The organism is Bradyrhizobium sp. UFLA05-89 (assembly GCF_059803475.1).
On record NZ_JBANBA010000019.1, the window covers coordinates 89,957 to 107,861 of the forward strand.

The following is a 17,905-nucleotide window of genomic DNA, read 5'->3' on the forward strand; positions in this document are numbered from 1 at the left end:
ATGAGCATATCGCCATGAGGCGGCATCTTGCCGCTGCGCTCGTTGTCGCAACGCTTCTGGCGCCGGCGCTCGCGCAGCAGCAGGAGCCGTTCGAGCCGGAGGGCTATCGCACCGATAACTACCGCGCGCCGGTGCCGGCGACGCTTGCCGGCGCGCGCGTGCTGACGACGGCGGAGGCGGAGGCGATCTGGCATGAGAAGAGCGGCGCCTTCATCGACGTGATGCCGCGTCCGCCGAAGCCCAATCTTCCCGCGGGGACGGTCTGGCGCGATACGCCGCGCTTTGACATCCCTGGCAGCATCTGGCTGCCGGACACCGGCTACGGCGCGCTGCCGCCCGCGATGGACGACTATTTCCGCCGTGGCCTCGAACGCGCCTCGCACGGCAGCAAATCGGCGCTGCTGGTGATCTACTGCCTCGCCGACTGCTGGATGTCGTGGAACGCGGCCAAGCGCGCGCTCGCCTATGGCTACGCCAACGTCGCCTGGTATCCCGAGGGCACCGACGGCTGGGAACGCGCCAGGCTCATAACTTCAGAAGCGCAGCCGGAGCCGCGGCCGGACGAAGGCAAATAGCCGGCCTGCGGGAGGCGCCGCTACTTCGCCTTTTGCAGCTTGGTGATGGTTTTGGAGCCGTTGGCGTCGGTGGAGAAGCTCACGCGATCACCGGCATGGACGCTCTCGAGCATGCCTGCATCCTTGGCCTTGAACTCTTGCACCGGGCCAGTCGCACCGCCATTGGCGCCGACCGTGCCGCCCTGCACCTCCTGGATCGAAATGGTGCTGTTGAGCCGGTCGATCTTGGTGATCATTCCGTTCATGTTGTCTTCGGCGACGGCCGCCGACGCGAGCATGCCGATGGCCGCAGCGCTGGCGAGAAGGAGTTTTGCTGTTCCCATCGAGGCCTCCCGACGTCTAGAATCCACTTCGACAAGAGATCTTAAATAGATTTGGTTCCGGCCGACAGTATGGCAAAGGTCCATGGTTCCCGCCGGCCAGCGGGAACCTTGTGCGCACAGGCGTCAGCGAGGCTGACTATTCCATTTCCTGCTGGATCACGCGTCCGAGCGCGAACAGGCGCTGATCGATGGCAGTCGGCACCTCGCAGACGAAGCGCACCACCTTGCGGCGGTCCTCGAAGATGCGGGTTTCCCAGATCAGCTGATTGGACAGCGCGTCGATCTTGGCGTCGTCGCGTGGGGTAGCGCTCTGCAGGCTCTGGAGCTCGATGGTGTCGTCGCGGACCTTGTCGGCGGCCTCGCGCTGCTTGCGACTGACTCGCTCGAGCCCATTCATCACCGAGGAGCGCTGGGCATTGAGCGTGTCGAACAGGCCGGCGAACAGGAGCTTTGCGTTCGTGGTCTTGTCGGAGGCGGAGCTAGCCAAAAACTCCTTCACGGATTTTTCGGCGTCATCCAGCGGTGTCTTGCGCGCTGCCAGCTTCGATACCAGCGCACTCACCTTGGCATTGTCCTTCCACTTGTCCTGGACGTCGTCGAGCGGCGGCCCGGCCCAGACCGCGGCGAGCGAGACTTCCGGGACTTTTGCCTGCGTGCAGGGCCAGTCGGGATAGCGCGGATCAGCCGCCCGCGAGGCCGCGGTCGATGCCGCGAGCGTCAGGGCGGCTATGGTCACGATCCGAAATCTCATCCTTCGCCTCCCGCGGGCCCGCGCCGCGCCAGCCCTCGCGACGGATCATAGGCATAGATCGCGCCGATCATGAAGACGATTGTGCAGGTCGCGACCACCGCCAGCGAGATCCAGTTGATTTGCCCATAAAGTGCAAAGCGGATCAGTTCGACCGCATGGGTGAACGGGTTGGCCTGGCAGACGTAATAGAGATACGGGCTGCCTTCCTGCACGCGCCACAGCGGATAGAGGGCCGATGAGGCAAAGAACATCGGGAAGATCACGAAGTTCATCACGCCGGCGAAATTTTCGAGCTGCTTGATGCCGGAGGAGATCAGCATCCCCAGCGATCCCAGCATCAGACCGGACAGCACCAGCGCCGGCAACACCGTGAGATAGCCGAGTGGCGGCGGCGTGATGTCCCAGGCCCAGGCAATGACCAGGAACGCGTAGACCTGCAAGAGCGAGACCGCGGTGCCGGCGAGCAGCTTGCAGAACAACAGGAACCAGCGCGGCAGCGGGCTCACCAGGAGCGTACGCATATTCCCCATCTCGCGGTCATAGACCATCGAGAGCGAGGACTGCATGCCGTTGAAGAGCTGGATCATCGCCATCAGCCCGGGTGCGATATAGACCTCATAGAGGATGTAGGTCTCGTAGGGTGGGATGATGGAGATGCCGAGCACCTGGCGAAAGCCGGCGGCGAAGATGAACAGCCAGACCAGAGGCCGCACCAGGGCCGACACGAAACGCTCGCGCTGATGCAGGAAGCGCAGGCCTTCGCGCCAGACGATGCCGGTGAGGCAGGTCATGTAGGCCGAGAGCGGGAAGCCGCGCGGTGTGTCCTGTGCGGTGATGCTGCTCATGCGCCAGCTCCGGGCATCGTCTGCGCGCCGGTCAACCGCATGAAGGCGGAATTGACATCCTGCGCGCCGGCCTCGGCGATCACGCGGCTGACCGGTCCCTTCGCCAGCACCTTGCCCTGGTGCAGCACCACGAGGTCGTCGCTGGCCGTGATCTCGTCGAACAGATGCGTCGCCCAGAGCACGCCGATGCCCTGATCCGTTACGAGTTGACGGACGTGGCTGATGATGTCGGCGCGGGCCTTGACGTCGAGGCCGACGGTCGGCTCGTCCAGCAGCAATAGGCGCGGCCGGTGCAGCAGCGCACGCGCGATCTCGAGCCGTCGCATCTGCCCGCCCGAGAGATCGCGCACCTTGTTGCCGGCGCGATCGGCAAGCCCGATGCGGCCGAGCAGCTCGGCGCTACGCGCGCCGGCCTCGCGCCGGCTGATGCCATGGAGCGCGGCGTGATAGAGCAGGTTCTGCGTCAGGGACAGATCGAGGTCGAGCGTGCGCGGCTGGAACACGACGCCTAGCAGCCGCAGCGCCTCGCCGGGGTTTCGGCTGATGTCATGGCCGAAAATGCCGGCGCGGCCGGTTTGGATTCCGAACAGCCGCGTAACAAGCGAGAACAGCGTGCTCTTGCCCGCGCCGTTGAGGCCAAGCAGCGCCGTGAAGCTCGCGGGCGCAACCGTGAAGGAGACGTCGATCAGCGCACGGCGCGCCCCATAGGCATGGCTGATACCGTCGATCGAGAGTGCCGGCACCGCGGCCGGGGCGGGTCGCGGCGCGCTTTCGGTCGAGGCGACGATAGGTGCAGGTGTCGTCATGGCGCGATCGTAATGCCCCAGGGCAATTCGCCAACCTGAATGGTCTTGATCACCTTTTGCGCGGCGACGTCGATCACCGACACGTCGTTGGACACGCCGTTGGTGGTGAGGAGATATTTTTCATCCGGCGTGAACGCCATGTGCCAGACCCGCTGCCCGACCAGTAGGTACTTCGTCACCTTGCGCGTGGCGGTGTCGACAACGGCGATGCGGTTCGCCGGTCCCAGTGCAATGAATGCGGTCTTGTCGTCCTTGGTGATGCCGATTCCGACCGGCTGGATCGCCTCGCGCCGCAAACCAGGGATCTCGAACGTAACCTTGCCGATCACCTCGCGCTTTTTCGGATCGATGATCGAGACGGTGCCGCCGATCTCCGAGGAGACCCAGAGCTCCGAGCTGTCGTGCTTGAACTCGGCAAAGCGCGGGCGCGCGTCGACCAGCACGTTGCCGACGATCTGGCGCGAATCCGTGTCGATGAAATGCGCCATGTTGGTCGTTTCGGACGTGTTGATCAGCGTCTTGCCGTCGGGGCTGATCGTCATGCCCTCGGGCTCGACGCCGACCTGGATGTCGCCGATCCGCGCGCGTTTCTCCAGATCGATCACGGTCACGGTATTGTCGTTCTCGTTCGCGACGTAGAGCACCTTGCCGCTCGCATCCTGGGTGAACAGTTCGGGGTCGGGGCCGGAGGGCAGGGTGTCGACGATCCCTTGCGTCTTGGCGTCGATCACCTGGATGGTGTCGTCGTCGCCGACCGCGACCATCACGAATTTCCCGTCGCGCGTGAACTCGATGCCGCGCGGGCGCTGGCCGACCTTGATGGTCTTGGTCACCGTCCAGCTCTCGGTGTCGATCACGCTGACGGTGTTGCTCTTCTCGTTGGAGATATAGGCGATGAACGCATGGGCGGGCGCGGCCGCGAGCACCAGTCCAGAGAGCAGGCCAACACCCCACATGCGCATCGTCGTCGTCCTCACTTCAACTTGCATTTGCTCTCCGGGCGATCATAGCCGAGCGTATCGAGCTCGGAGACCTGGTGCAAAAAGCCTTCCTGCGGCGATACCGACACCACCATGCGGCCGTCGACCAGGAGGATGGGCTGGCGGAGCTGCAAATTCCAGTCGCGCAGGGTCAGCCGCGTTCCCTTGAAGGCGGCAACGGAAAAATCCGGCCCCTTGATGAAATCGGTGACTTTCTTGACGTCACCGGAATTGGTGCGCGAGGTCGCTTCGCCGATCATGCGCGCCGCGGTCCAGGCCTGCATGTCCAGCGCCGTCATGCGGCGCATGTTCAGCTTCATGAAACGGTTCTGCATCTGTGTGGCGCCCCATTGGTCCTGCGCCGCGTCCCAGCTTCTCGGCACGAGGCCGGCGGAGCCTGCGACCGGACGGGGGTCCCAAGTACGATAAGGCAGGTAGGCGCCGAACACCTCGCTCTCGTCGGCCGCGACCAGCACATCGTAGGCCGGAGCCTGCTGCGTGAATACGGGCATCTGGCGCTGGATCAGCGTCACGCCGCTATCGGTGCGGCGCGCACCGCCGGTGTCCTCGAAGGTACGCTCCTGCACGATCTTGGCGCCGAAGCGCGTCGCGGCGCGGCGCAGCGCATCGGCATAGAGCTTGTCCTCATCATGCGAGCCGACCACGAGCAGCCAGCGCGACCACCGCTTCCACACCAGATATTGCCCGAGCGCATCCGCCAGCATCGCGCGTGTCGGCGCCACATGGATGACATTGGCGCGGCAATCGGCCTCGCGCAGCCGCTCGTCGATCGCGCCGGCGTTGAACAGCAGCGTGCCGCGATCGCGCACGCCGTCGGCGACTTTCAGTAGCGCGTCCGCCGGCAGGTCGGCGATGATGAAACCGTTGTGCTCGGCGAGCGCGGCCGCGGCCTGGACCGGATCCTCGCCTTCCTTCAGGCGATGCTCCTCGAGCTTGAAGCGCTGGTTGAGAAATTTTCCGGTGGTATTGTTGTCCTCGATCGCAAGCCGCGCGCCGGCGACACCGTCATTCTCCGCGGGCTGCTCGACCAGCGACAGGGTCGATTTGGTGCCGGCGACGCCGAGATAGCCGATCCCGATTTCGGTAGGCTCGGCCGCGAGCGCCTGCGTTGCCGCAAGACCAACGCCAAAAAGACTGGCGCCGATCAGGCCGACCAACCATCGGATCATGTTTCCTCCTTGTCGTCCTCCCCGGCTTAGATATCGGTGGAGGCATTTCCCACCTTGAAACATGACCGATTTGGCTTAGCTTGCAACCCCGCATTTCGTCGTCGCGATGAGAAGGAGCAGGTCACGATCATGCGAGCGCTATTGGCGGCCGCCTTATTTGTGTCGACTGGTACGTCCGCGTTCGCCGATTCGCCGAAGCTTGCGGTGTTTGATTTTGAATTGATCGACACAAGCCTGCCCGGGGAGTTCTACGGATCGAAGCCAGAGAACGAGCGCATGCTGCGCATCGGCGATCAGTTGCGCAAGGAACTGGCACAGTCCGGCAAGTTCCAGGTCGTGGACATCGCGCCGGTGAGTGACGCGGCGCGGCATAGCAACCTCCAGTCCTGCGGCGGTTGCGACGTCAAGCTGGCGGGGCAGTTGGGGGCCGATCTCGAAATCACTGGCGTGGTGCAGAAGGTCTCGAACCTGATCCTCAACCTCAACATTTACGTGCGCGACGTGCACACCGGAAATCTCGTGACGGCGGCCAGCGCCGACATGCGCGGCAACACCGACGAATCCTGGTCCCGCGCCATGAGCTACCTGATCCGCAACCGCCTGCTCGCGCCGAACTACGGCAAGCCGGAGTAGCGGTTTCTTCGCCTCTCCCCGCTTGCGGCAGGGGAATCGCATATGAGCATCGACGAGGTCGTCATGCCCGGGCTTGTCCGCGGCATCCACGTTCTTTGTGCTGCAGGTAAGGCGTGGACGGCCGGGACAAGCCCGGCCATGACGATGTGGAAGCCCCAGCGCCTCAAGCTTTCACATCAAATGCGAGAGCTCTGCCTGGAACGGGGAGAGGCTGAGGAGAAGTTGAGCTCACGCCGTCAATCTTGCCGCGTGCCAGTGCAGATGGTCGCTCATGAAGGTCGAGATGAAGTAGTAGCTGTGGTCGTAGCCCGGTTGCCGCCGCAGCGTCAGCGGGATGTTCGCTTTGGTGCACGCGGCTTGCAGCAGCTCCGGCCGAAGCTGCTCGGTCAGGAAATTATCGGCATCGCCATAGTCGACCAGAAAGCCCGAATATTTCGCGCCGTCCTCGATCAGCGCGACGGTGTCGTGTGCGCGCCAGGTATCCTTGTTGGGACCGAGATAGCCGGTCAGCGCCTTGGTGCCCCAGGGTACTTGCGAGGGTGCGACGATCGGCGCAAAGGCGCTGGCGGCGCGATAGCGATGCGGATTGCGCAGCGCGACCGTCAGCGCACCGTGGCCGCCCATCGAGTGACCCATCACCGACTGGCGCTTGGCATCCACTGGAAACTTCTCCGCGACGAACCGCGGCAATTCGTCGGTGACGTAGCTCCACATATGATAGTTGCGCGCGAATGGCTCCTCGGTCGCATCGACATAGAAGCCGGCGCCGAGACCGAAGTCATAGGCGTTGTTGGGATCGCCAGGCACATCAGCGCCGCGCGGGCTGGTGTCGGGCGCAACGAAGATCAATCCAAGCTCGGCGCAAGCGCGGCGGAACTCGCCTTTCTCGGTGACGTTGGCATGCGTGCAGGTGAGGCCGGACAGATACCAGACCACCGGCAGCTTTGCGCCGTCCTGATGCGGCGGCACATAGACCGAGAAGGTCATGTCGGTCTTGGTCGCGCTGCTCGCATGGCGATACACGCCCTGCACGCCGCCGTAGGATTTGTTGGTCGAAACAGTCTGGATCGTCATGCCGAAAAACTCCGTGGCGTCTCACCACATCAAGATTGCAACGCATATGTGACCGAAATTTTGCGAAGGCGCGCTTCGTCAGGCGACGCCGCTGTCGATCGCCAGCCGCACCAGCTCGACCGAGGTCTTCACCCCGAGCTTCTGGCGCATGATCGAGGAAGTGTTGGCGACCGTTTTGTAGGAGGATTGCACCAGCCAGGCGATCTCCGAAAGGCTCTTGCCGGCGCTGAGCAGCCGCAGGATTTCCATCTCGCGCGCGTTCAATTTCGAAAGCGGATTTTGCGCGAGCTGAGGTCCGGCGAAGGCAATGCTGCGGGCGATCGCGCTCGGCAAATAGGTTTCGCCCTTGCCGACGGCGCGGATCGCCTCGACGAGATCGTTGGGGTCGCCGGTCTTGGAGACGTAGCCTTTCGCGCCGCACTCGATGGCGCGCGCGGCGAAGGCGGGATCGTCGTTCATGCTGAACATGATGATGCCGGCATCGGGCGCGCGATCGAGGATGCGCCGCGCGAGCTCGAAGCCGGAGACGGTCGGCAGGTTGATGTCGATCACGCAGATGTCGGGGCGCTCGACGATGAACACGCACTCGCCGCTTTCGGCGTCGGCGGCTTCCAGAATATCGATCTCGCCTTCGTCGGCCAGCACCGCACGGCAGCCGGAGGCGACGATAGGATGATCGTCAACGATCAGAATGCGCATAGGCGTTCCCCGCTACAGCCACTCGCGCCTCTCGTTTTGCGTCGCATGAGCCCAAAGGTCGCTCGCAATGAACGTTCCGCGTCGGACCATGCAACCCGGCCGAGATTGCTGTACGGTCCGGATTAGATATCGGGCGCTTTGGTCATGTCAACGCTCCCGATGAACGAACTTCGCGGGCAGGGGGCGGAAGCAATGTGGCAAAAGTTATCCTTGCGCGGGCGCATCAATCTCCTGCTGGCGCTCGTGTTGGCTTTGGGGCTTGGCGTCAACATCGCGCGGCAGGTTGCGGAGGCGGGGCCGCGCGTCCAGGCAGAGGACCAGAGCGTGATCCGGCTGGCGCGCGAGTTCATCGAGATGATCGTCGCCGAGTTGAAGGAGGCGCCGGATCCCGACGCCAAGCTGAACCAGATCGCGCACGACCTCAACCGGCAGCGCCACATCAGCATCGCCCTGCGCGATGCCAACGGCAACGCGCTGACGCCGCCGCGTACGGGTGAGGACGATGATGACGCGCGCGCGCCGCCGGCCTGGTTCGTCAGCCTGGTTCATCCCGAGCAGACCGCGGTCAGCGTTCCCGTCTCGATCCACGGCAATCCGGGCTCGCTGGTGATCACCTCGCATCCCAATGACGAGATCGCCGAGATCTGGGACGGCATCTTGACGCAGCTCGAGATCGGCTCGGCGATCGCGCTGGCGTTGTTCCTGGCGATCATGACGGTGGTCGGCCGCGCACTAAGGCCGCTCGAATCCCTCTCGCAGGCCATGATCGCGCTGGAAGCCGGCCGCTATGATGCGCGTGTCGCGCCCGGGGGAGCGCCGGAGCTGGCTGCGATCTGCACCCGGCTCAACCACCTCGCGGCAACGCTGGGGGAGGCGGTCGAGGAGAAGCGCCGCCTTGCCGAGCGCGCGGTGTCGCTCCAGGACAGGGAGCGCAAGGAGATCGCGCGCGAGCTGCACGACGAGTTTGGGCCCTATCTATTTTCGCTGCGCGCGCATGCGAGCGCGCTGGCAAAGCTCTCTGAGGCGCGTGAGCTGAGCGCCGATGCCGTCCGCAAGCATGGCAGCGCGATCCTGGAGCAGGTCAACGCGCTCCAGCAGTTCAACCGCCGCGTCCTCGAGCGCCTGCGGCCGGTCGGCCTTGCCGAGCTCGGCCTGCGGCAGGCGCTTGAAGCGCTGTCGCGGCTATGGCGGGAGTCGCATCCCGACGTGAGGATCGAAACCACGATCTCGCCGGCACTTGGGGTCACCGGCGAGACCGCCGATCTCACCATCTACCGGATCGTGCAGGAGGCGCTGACCAACGTGTTCCGTCACGCTCGCGCAACCGCGGTGAACGTCACGATCGAGCCGGCCGAGCAGCCGGGCGGTGCGCGCGAGGGGCGTGGCTGCGCGCGCGTGCGGGTCTCTGATAACGGCCACGGCATGGAGGAGGGCCAGAAGCTCGGCTTCGGTCTCGTCGGCATGCGCGAGCGGATTCTCGCGCTCGGTGGAACGCTCAACGTCGCATCCAGCGAGGGTGGCGTGACGGTGGAGGCGCTGATCCCGACGGCGGCAGGTTGAGGATCGGGAATAATTCCCGATTCTGTCGGGAAATATGGTGCCGATGGCGCCCGACCTTTTGTAGCTGGCGCGTTACTCGCCGTCGACTACACTTCACTCCCGCAATCGGCGACGTTCAAAACAGCCGACGCTTGGGAATGGGAAGGCAGGGGATGGGCGTGCGAAGGCTGTTGATCGCGTCGATGTCGACGGGGCTGGTGCTGTGGACTGACGCCGGCATAGCGGCGCAGGATGAGGACACCAATGTCCAGAACCTGCCGCCGGTCGAGGTGGTCGCTCCGGAGCCGAGTGCCCGCCGCGCCCCCTCGCGCCCCGCAACGCGCGTGGCGAGCCGTCCCCGCAGCCGCATCTACGTCTATCCGACCGCCCCGGGCAACGCGAAGGGCCTCGACGTCGACAAGGTTCCCTCCAGCATCAACGCCATCGATGCCAACCAGATCAAGCGTACCGGCTCGCTGAACGTCACCGACGCGCTGCGCGACAACGTGGCTGGCGTGAACATCTCCGAGGTGAGCGGCAATCCATTCCAGCCCAATGTCGAGTTTCGCGGCTTCGTCGCCTCGCCCATCGTCGGCACGCCGCAGGGGCTTGCCGTCTACCAGAACGGCGTTCGCATCAACGAAGCCTTTGCCGACAGCGTCAACTGGGACCTGATCCCGACCGCCGCGATCCGCTCGGTCACCGTGGTGACCAACAATCCCGCCTTCGGCCTCAATGCACTCGGCGGCGCGGTCAACCTGCAAATGAAGGACGGCTTTACCTACCAGGGCGCCGAGATCGACACCATGGGTGGCTCGTTCGGCCGCATCCAGAGCTCGGCGCAATGGGGCAAGCAGGTCGACACCAACTATGCCGTCTACGCCGCGCTCGAAGGTCTGCACGACAACGGCTTCCGCAACTTTTCGCAATCGGACGTGCGCCGTTTCTACGGCGATGTCGGCTACAAGGGCGGGGACAGCGAATTTCACGTCAATATGGGCGTCGCCAACAACAATTTTGGCGCATCCGCCACCGTTCCCGCCGAGCTGCTCCAGCAATATTGGGGCGCGACCTACACGACCCCGCAGACTACCAACAACCGCGTCGGCTACGTCAACCTGACCGGCAAGGTCGAGGCGACGCCGACCTGGACCTTCGAGGGCACCGCGCATGCGCGGGTGTTCGAGCAGCGGGTGGTCGACGGCAATCCCACCAGCGTGCAGGAATGCGCCGCTGCCGGCTTGCTCTGCTTTGGCGATGACACGACGCCGGCCAACGGCTTGAACGGCGCCCAACTCACCAACCCCTTCGCGCCCGGAACTCTGCTCGGCGAGATCGACCGGACGACGACGCGATCGACTACATTCGGCGTGTCCGGGCAGGCGACCAACACCGACAGGCTGTTCGATCACGAGAACCGCTTCGTGGTCGGCGCAGGCTTCGATGCCAGCGTCACGCGCTTCAACGCCACGGCCGAGCTCGGGACCATCGGCACGGACTATGTCGTCGCCGGCAGCGGAATTTTCTTAGGGAAATCGGGCACGCCCGACACCGGTGAGATGGGCCCGGTGTCGCTGCGATCAGTCAATCAGTACACCGGCCTCTACGCGCTCGACACCTTCAACGTGACGGATGCCTTCGCGATCACCAGTGGCGGTCGCTTCAACCACGCTCGTGTCACGCTGGAGGACCAGCTCGGTATCGATCTCAACGGCGATCACACCTACGATCGCTTCAATCCGATCATCGGCGGCACCTACAAGATCACGTCGGAGCTCACCGCCTATGCTGGCTATTCGGAGGCCAACCGCGTGCCGACGCCGCTCGAGCTCGGCTGCGCCGACCCGAACAACCCATGCCTTATCGCGTCCTTCCTGGTCTCCGACCCGCCCCTCAAGCAGGTCGTGTCGAAGACGATCGAAGCGGGCCTCCGCGGCACGAAGGAATTGAACATCGGCACGCTCGGCTGGAAGATCGGCGGTTTCCGAGCCACGAATTATGACGACATCATGGGCCTGCCGGTGGCGGGACGGCAGGGCTTTGGCTTCTTCCAGAACGTTGGCGCGACGCGCCGGCAAGGGCTCGAGGCTGAGGTCAACCTCAAATCGGCAGCGCTCCAGTTCCATGCGAGCTACGCCTTCGTCGACGCGCGCTTCCTCGATGCGCTCACGCTTTCGTCCAACAGCCCGTTTGCCGATCCGGCCACCGAAACCATCCAGGTCGTTCCCGGCAACCAGATCCCGGCCGTGCCGCGTCACCGCGTCAAGGTCGGTATCGATTATGCAGTCACCGACGCCTGGAAGGTCGGCGGCGATGCGCTTTTCGTGTCGAGCCAGTATCTGGTCGGCGATGAATCCAACCAGGCCTCGAAGCTGCCGTCCTACGCCGTGTTCAACCTGCACACGTCCTATCAGGTCACCAGGAACATCCAGGTCTACGGCAAGATCGACAACATCTTCGACAATCGCTACGCGACCTATGGCACTTTCTTCGATACCACCGCGGTGCCCAACTTCACCAACGGCGGCGCCAACTTCACCGACCCGCGCTCGCTGAGCCCGGCAAGGCCGCGGGCGTTCTATGCCGGACTGCGCGCGACTTTCTAGGGCTGCGGGTTTCGACCATCCCTATCGTCCTTGCGCTAGACCCGCGAGCGTCATCGCCGCTCTGAGTCGCGGCGGCTCGAATATCATCGCCTGATGACAAGAGGGGAAGCAGCCCCCGAAACGGATGCGTGACCTAACGCACGTTTCGCGCCGTAGCTTTGTGACAAAAGCTTAACCACGAGCTTCTCTCTGTCAGGAACGAAAACTGGCACGAAAGCGCACGTGACGTGGTTCAGTATGCGCCTCCCCGAATCAGGGTTGTCGTCACGTCAGCCGTCGACCATAATCTCTTGGCCCCGGCAATGAACGAACGCCCGAAATATGAGTGAGCCAGATGCACAACATGAGGGTTCCGAGGGCGCGCCCAGCGGGCAAGACCGGGCTCCACGTCAGGAGCCGCCTCGTGGCAGGAAGCCTGGTTCCTCTCGGGGCGCACTGATTGGAATTGCTGGCGCGCTCGTGACCGCCGGAATAGCCGCCGTCGTGGTATTGCCCAGCCTCACTCGCGACAAGCCGGCTGCCATTGGTGAGGAATCCACTCTGGAAGTGCTTGTACCAGCCGACATCAATGCAGCCCTTCCCACCCTCGATCCGGGAACAACGAAAGCCGCGGTGGATGACGCGAAGAACTGCAAGGTGCCGCTGGCATGGGTGACGTTGACGCAACGACCGAGTGGGCATGGTGGCATGGTGCGTGTCCGTTCGGGACAATATCTGTCGCCGCCGATCAAGCTCACCACTACACCTCAGCGCATCGCCATTCCCTATCCCGCGCCTTATCCCGCGGGCCGTGGTGTTCTTACCTTGGTTGGCGAGGCGGACCAGGTGGGGTTCTACCTGAGGCCCGGGGGTGTTCACGACGTCAACGGCACTTATTCCGTTAACGTGAGGTGGCAGGTTCGCAACCCGTGCCCATAAATGCCCAAGATGGGTGAACTCGACACCGTGATCGGGAATTGCCGACAATGAAAAACTTCTTCCGCAACCATCCGATGGTCGGCATGTGTATCGCCATGATGGTGGCCGCGGTCGGCACCCAGTGGATTCTCAATCCGAGATCCGGTCCGTTCAGCGCATTGACATGGGCGAACTCACTCACGATCGGTGCCGTGCTTCTGATCATGGTGGCCGGGTTCGCGCTGACCTACGTGGCGATGCGGCTCGGCACCGACCCCACCGGATTCGGATTGGTCCCCGTCGGGGAGGGCTATACGCCCGGGCGTCGGCTGAACGTGGATTCTCCGGCCCTAACCGTCCGCAGCGCCGACGAGGTGCTCGACGAACTCGATCAGATGATAGGCCTCAGCTCCGTCAAGGAGGAGGTCAACAAGCTGCTGGCCGGCATCGAGGTCGAGCGCAAGCGCCGTGAACAGGGGTTACCTGTGGCGAAGGTGAGCCGGCACATGGTGTTCACCGGGCCGCCCGGCGTCGGCAAGACCGAGATCGCGCGCGCCCTGGGGGAGATTTATCGCTCGCTCAAAGTGCTGCGCAAAGGACATGTGGTGGAGGTGCAGCGCGCCGATCTGGTCGCAGGTTATATCGGGCAGACGGCCATGAAGACGCTGGACAAGTGCAAGGAGGCACTCGACGGCATCCTCTTCGTCGACGAAGCCTACTCGCTCGCCGGCGAAGGCAAGGATTTCGGCCACGAGGCGATCGCAACGTTGATCAAGTTCATGGAGGACAACCGCGATCGCATCATGGTGATCGCCGCCGGATACCCCAATGAAATGCGTCGTTTCATCGCCACCAATCCGGGCCTGGCGAGCCGCTTCAACAGGACCATCGAATTCCCGGCCTATGAGCCGAAAGAGCTTGCTGCGATCCTGCGATTGATGGCCAGGCGACTACACGTGGAGTTGCCCGACGTACTCGAGCAAAGCCTTGTCCCCTGGATCGAGACCCAGTGGAGAAGCGAGGGCTGGGGCAACGCTCGCGAGATGCGCAACCTTATCGATAGGGCGTGTGAAGCCCAGTCCTTGCGCGTGGCCGCCGATCCGACCGCCGACATAAGCAAGGTCGAAATGGTCGACTTCGAAAGCGTAGGCGTGCCTTTGGTCCGAATGCACGTCCCGCCGCCGGCACCTCCGCCCATGCCGGCCATGCCAACTCCGGCTCCGATCGTCGTTGAACACGCGTTGGTGCCTTCTTCTGCGCCTGACCATCTGGCGCCACGCACCGGGCGCAGGCTGAAGGTTGCGGCCACGATCCACCCCGAACGTACCCTTGATCAGGCGCTGGACCGCCTCGAACAGATGGTCGGGCTGGAGTCGGTCAAGGAGGAGGTGAACAGGCTCATGTCGGCGCTTGAAGTCGAGCGCTTGCGCCGCGAGCAGGGGCTGGTCGTCGCGCCCATTAGCCGGCACATGGTATTTACCGGCCCGCCCGGAGTGGGGAAGACCGAGGTCGCGCGCGCGCTCGGCGAGATCTATCGCTCACTCAACGTGCTGCGAAAAGGTCATCTGGTCGAGACTGACCGCGCGGGTCTCGTCGCGGGCTACATTGGTCAAACCGCTGCCAAGACGCTCGACAAATGCAGGGAAGCGCTCGATGGCATCCTGTTCATCGATGAAGCGTATTCGCTCGCGCGACCGGGCAACGATTTCGGCCAGGAGGCAATCGATACGTTGCTCAAATTCATGGAGGACAATCGCGACCGCATCGTCGTCATCGTCGCGGGTTATCCGAATGAGATGCAGCGCTTCATCAATAGCAATCCGGGCCTCTCCAGCCGCTTTACCAAGACGATCGAGTTTCCGCCCTATGCCGCAAACGAGCTCGTCGCGATTCTACGGGTGATGGCCAAACGACAAAACTTCGTATTGCCGGATGATCTCGAGTCCAGCCTTGGTCCGTGGCTGAAGGCGGGCATGCGCAACAAGTCCTGGGGGCAAGCGCGCGAGATGCGAACGCTGCTTGAGCGCGCGCGTGAGGCCCAGGCCACGCGCATTGCGCACGACCCCTCGGAGGACGTGCGTCAGCTCGCCATGGCGGACATTGAGGCAGCCATCCAGATTTCCGGATATCGCGAGACCGTGCCGGAGAAGATCAGCGATAACCTCGTCAAGATTCCCGCGCTCTCCCGCTCGGTCACCCCACTGTCGGAGGGCACATCCGCTCTGCAGGCCGCCGTTGTCACGGTCAAGATTGACGGGGCTCACGGTAGCGGCTTTTTCATCTCCAAGGATGGATATCTGCTGACCAACCACCACGTGGTAACCGAGAACAAATTCGTGACGGTCAAGCTTACAACCGGCCGTCAGCTGCCCGGCGAAGTGGTGCGAACGAACAAGACGAGGGACATCGCCCTGGTCAAAGTAAATGAATCGGGAATGACCGCGCTGCCGCTGCAGCTTGACCTTCCTGAGGTCGCCTCCGAGGTTTATGCGGTCGGGACGCCGCGCGATGAGAAATATTCGACGACCATAACCAAAGGCATCGTCAGCGCCTATCGCACCGAAAACGATCTTTCGCTCATGCAAAGCGACGTTGCCATTCATCCCGGCAACAGTGGGGGACCGTTGGTGGACCGGTTCGGCAATGTCGTCGCTGCAAGCGTTGCCGGACTAACCATCTCGGGGGTGAGCGTGAGCATCAATTTCTTCATTCCCATCGCCGATGCGCTCAAGTTCCTCGCCGTTGAGCTGGTCAATCAGGACGTGGCATAGCCGTAAACGAAGCAATGGCCCCGGGATGGAACTAGCACGGAAAAATCAGATGACAGCGATTGGCCGGGCAGCGGCCCTGCATGTCGCCTTCTGGCAGTACGATCCCTGGTACCGTCGCGCGTGGCTTGTCTGGCCGCAAGTGACAGCAGTTCTTTTCGCGAGCTGGCTTCTCGTGGGTCTAATGGGTCCCGAAGCGGCAATTCCGCTGGGCAACTGGGCCAAGCCTGCCGATTGCAGCAACGCGTCGACCCCGGGCTGCGCAGCAACGCGGCGCGCCGCGTTTTTCTGGGACGATGAGGTCAGTAGACCCAGCATCGCCAATCAGATCACGGTCAACGTCGACCGGTCGACCTTTCGAAACTCTGCTGCAGACGACCAGCCGAAGCTCACGGCAGCGCTCGGCGCCTATTATCGCTATGATTGGACGAAGGCGATCGATATCCTGAGATCGGCGACCGCAAGCGACCCGAACGTTCAGTTCGTCACGGCGCTCGCCCTGCTGGTACCAAATTCGACCGACCAGACGCGCGACGCGGAAGCGTTGCTGCGCGAGGCCGCTGCCGGGGGACATCGTCAGGCCGGCAGCGTGCTCGGGCGCATACTCTTCTCGGGCGCGGGCGGCTTGCCGAAGGATGAGACGGCGGGACGGAAGTTGATCGATGACGCGGTGGCGGCTGGCGAGCCGTACGCGATGCGGCTTGCTGCTGCCGGATACGTCAGCGGCGAATTTGGCGGCACGTACGATACCGTCAAGGCAGTCGACCTCCTGCGCAGAGCGGCGGACAGTGGCGAGCTCATCGCCATGACGCAATTCGCATACTGCATCAATACCGGGCGGGGCGGGCTTACCCGCGACACCGCGAAGGCGATCGACTATTTGCGACGCGCGGCGGATGCGGGGTTTGAAGGTGCACAGCTCACGCTCGCGCGGTGGTTCAGAGACCGATATGGCTATCGGGAAGGCGAGGATTTGCCGGAATCGATCAAGTGGTTCGAGCGGTCCTATAAGCAAGGGCACTCGGTCTACGCTCTCGGGGAGCTCGCTTATGTCTACAGATACGCGCGGGAGGCGCCGTGGTTCGACACCAAGCGCTCGTTTGAATTGCTCCAGCTTTGCGCGTCTTTCAGAAATGCCTATTGCCATTATTGGCTTGCTCGGGCCTATCACGACGGTGCCGGGACAGCGCGAGACTACACCAAGGCCTACGCTTACTACACGGTTGCGAAAGAGCTCGGGCGGCAAGATGCCAACCTTCAGCGACTGGATGATTTCCTCCAACCTGCCGTCAAGACCAGCGCAGCGGAGCTGGCCAAGAGCATTTCGGCGGGCCTCAAACCGGTACCACGCGTGATCCTGCTGGAAACGGCGGAGACTGAGACAGCAGGCCCTTCTCCGTGGCCGGATCCCACCCAGCGACCGGCATCACCTTAACCGGCCAATGGATTGGTCGGCTCCGTCCCCGAAAAGCAGACCTTCAGGCTTCACGGAGAAAGGACAGCTGAGGGGCAAGCTGCGACGTAGCGGGAAGGGCCGTCTTTGTGAAGGGTTTCGGATGCCGGCCGCTTGATGGACAGCGCCGCGTATTCGGCGGCCGGCGTCCGAAAGCCTCCAAAGGAGGAAACCGCGCTGGGGGGACGTAGAATGCCGCGTGATCGAGCTAAGTCGTGTCAAACAACCTTCAGACGATCAATAGGGTCGTCTATGGGGATTTAATGTTTGGCGGCACCTGTACTTTCAAAGACTTGGCCGTAGTAAAAATACCACACCACACAATCTAGACGTGAGTTACTCGACATTCGAATTTCATGAGGCAAACTGATCTCTATCGATCGGGAAAGCCTCGGGAGTTGCTGAGGCGAAACTGTTTTGAGTTGCTCGTCAAGAGCGTCACGGCATTTAACTCTGCTTGCGTTGAGATTCCTGAACTGGGTCCAACGAGCGCGATGGTGCACACAATCACGGTCGAGAATGCCGGGTTCGAACTGGCTCTTGTGCATGGGGGTACTCCGCCACGAACTTCCAGATCAGCAGGTCCTCGATGACCCGACCATCGCCGACGGGCTAATTGCAACCGCTCGTCACGATGAACTGTCGCCTATTGCTTCGCCGTGTCGCCAGCCGCGGCGTTCTACCGCGCGAGCGGTTTAGATGCTATGGGCCGAGCGGCGAGGCCATGGCACCATCGTCGCGGCAACAAAGCGATGGAGCGCCCCAT

Annotated in this window: 15 protein-coding genes; 7 read left to right on the forward strand and 8 right to left on the reverse strand. The window is 63.2% G+C overall.

Annotated elements, in window-relative coordinates; all coding sequences use genetic code 11:
- The first annotated feature begins 14 nt into the window (after positions 1-14).
- Positions 15-575, forward strand: coding sequence for a PQQ-dependent catabolism-associated CXXCW motif protein (locus tag SO139_RS13105; RefSeq protein WP_449383446.1), 561 nt, complete (start codon positions 15-17; stop codon positions 573-575).
- A 20-nt stretch (positions 576-595) separates the two neighbouring features.
- On the opposite strand, the gene SO139_RS13110 is transcribed toward SO139_RS13105, so the two are convergent.
- The 6 genes from SO139_RS13110 to SO139_RS13135 form a co-directional block, all read right to left on the reverse strand.
- Positions 596-898 carry a copper-binding protein gene (locus SO139_RS13110; protein ID WP_449383445.1) on the reverse strand — a complete coding sequence of 101 codons (303 nt, stop codon included), beginning with the start codon at positions 896-898 and terminating at the stop codon, positions 596-598.
- A 136-nt stretch (positions 899-1,034) separates the two neighbouring features.
- A complete protein-coding gene (locus SO139_RS13115; protein WP_449383444.1) occupies positions 1,035-1,649 on the reverse strand; it encodes a hypothetical protein in 615 nt (204 codons plus the stop codon).
- The gene (locus SO139_RS13120) at positions 1,646-2,494 is read right to left on the reverse strand and encodes an ABC transporter permease (protein WP_449383443.1); all 849 of its coding nucleotides are present in this window, start codon (positions 2,492-2,494) and stop codon (positions 1,646-1,648) included. Before SO139_RS13120 ends, SO139_RS13115 begins: the two co-directional genes overlap by 4 nt.
- A complete protein-coding gene (locus SO139_RS13125; RefSeq protein WP_449383442.1) occupies positions 2,491-3,300 on the reverse strand; it encodes an ABC transporter ATP-binding protein in 810 nt (269 codons plus the stop codon). Before SO139_RS13125 ends, SO139_RS13120 begins: the two co-directional genes overlap by 4 nt.
- On the reverse strand, positions 3,297-4,289 hold the full coding sequence (locus SO139_RS13130) for a YVTN family beta-propeller repeat protein (RefSeq protein WP_449383441.1): 993 nt from the start codon (positions 4,287-4,289) through the stop codon (positions 3,297-3,299). Before SO139_RS13130 ends, SO139_RS13125 begins: the two co-directional genes overlap by 4 nt.
- Complete coding sequence (locus SO139_RS13135) at positions 4,274-5,470, reverse strand: ABC transporter substrate-binding protein (protein WP_449383440.1); 1,197 nt, start codon at positions 5,468-5,470, stop codon at positions 4,274-4,276. Before SO139_RS13135 ends, SO139_RS13130 begins: the two co-directional genes overlap by 16 nt.
- 36 nt (positions 5,471-5,506) lie before the next feature.
- Here SO139_RS13135 and SO139_RS13140 point away from each other — a divergent pair, with 36 nt between their 5' ends.
- Positions 5,507-6,103, forward strand: coding sequence for a DUF3280 domain-containing protein (locus SO139_RS13140; RefSeq protein ID WP_498540159.1), 597 nt, complete (start codon positions 5,507-5,509; stop codon positions 6,101-6,103).
- Between the two features lie 228 nt (positions 6,104-6,331).
- Here SO139_RS13140 and fghA read toward each other — a convergent pair whose 3' ends face one another.
- Together fghA and SO139_RS13150 are read right to left on the reverse strand one after the other, a co-directional pair.
- Entirely contained in the window at positions 6,332-7,177 is an 846-nt protein-coding gene (fghA, locus tag SO139_RS13145) for an S-formylglutathione hydrolase (RefSeq protein WP_449383438.1), read from the reverse strand.
- Between the two features lie 78 nt (positions 7,178-7,255).
- A complete protein-coding gene (locus SO139_RS13150; protein ID WP_449383437.1) occupies positions 7,256-7,876 on the reverse strand; it encodes a response regulator in 621 nt (206 codons plus the stop codon).
- A 192-nt stretch (positions 7,877-8,068) separates the two neighbouring features.
- Here SO139_RS13150 and SO139_RS13155 point away from each other — a divergent pair, with 192 nt between their 5' ends.
- The 5 genes from SO139_RS13155 (at position 8,069) to SO139_RS13175 (ending at position 17,121) form a co-directional block, all read left to right on the forward strand.
- Positions 8,069-9,436 (forward strand): histidine kinase, encoded by a 1,368-nt coding sequence (locus SO139_RS13155; protein WP_449383436.1) that lies wholly within the window; start codon positions 8,069-8,071, stop codon positions 9,434-9,436.
- Positions 9,437-9,588: 152 nt separating this feature from the next.
- On the forward strand, positions 9,589-12,021 hold the full coding sequence (locus SO139_RS13160) for a TonB-dependent receptor (RefSeq protein WP_498540160.1): 2,433 nt from the start codon (positions 9,589-9,591) through the stop codon (positions 12,019-12,021).
- A 459-nt stretch (positions 12,022-12,480) separates the two neighbouring features.
- Entirely contained in the window at positions 12,481-12,939 is a 459-nt protein-coding gene (locus SO139_RS13165; protein ID WP_449383434.1) for a hypothetical protein, read from the forward strand.
- A 47-nt stretch (positions 12,940-12,986) separates the two neighbouring features.
- A complete protein-coding gene (locus SO139_RS13170; protein WP_449383433.1) occupies positions 12,987-15,689 on the forward strand; it encodes an AAA family ATPase in 2,703 nt (900 codons plus the stop codon).
- A gap of 49 nt (positions 15,690-15,738) precedes the next feature.
- A complete protein-coding gene (locus tag SO139_RS13175) occupies positions 15,739-17,121 on the forward strand; it encodes a tetratricopeptide repeat protein (RefSeq protein WP_449383432.1) in 1,383 nt (460 codons plus the stop codon).
- Positions 17,122-17,905 lie beyond the last annotated feature (784 nt).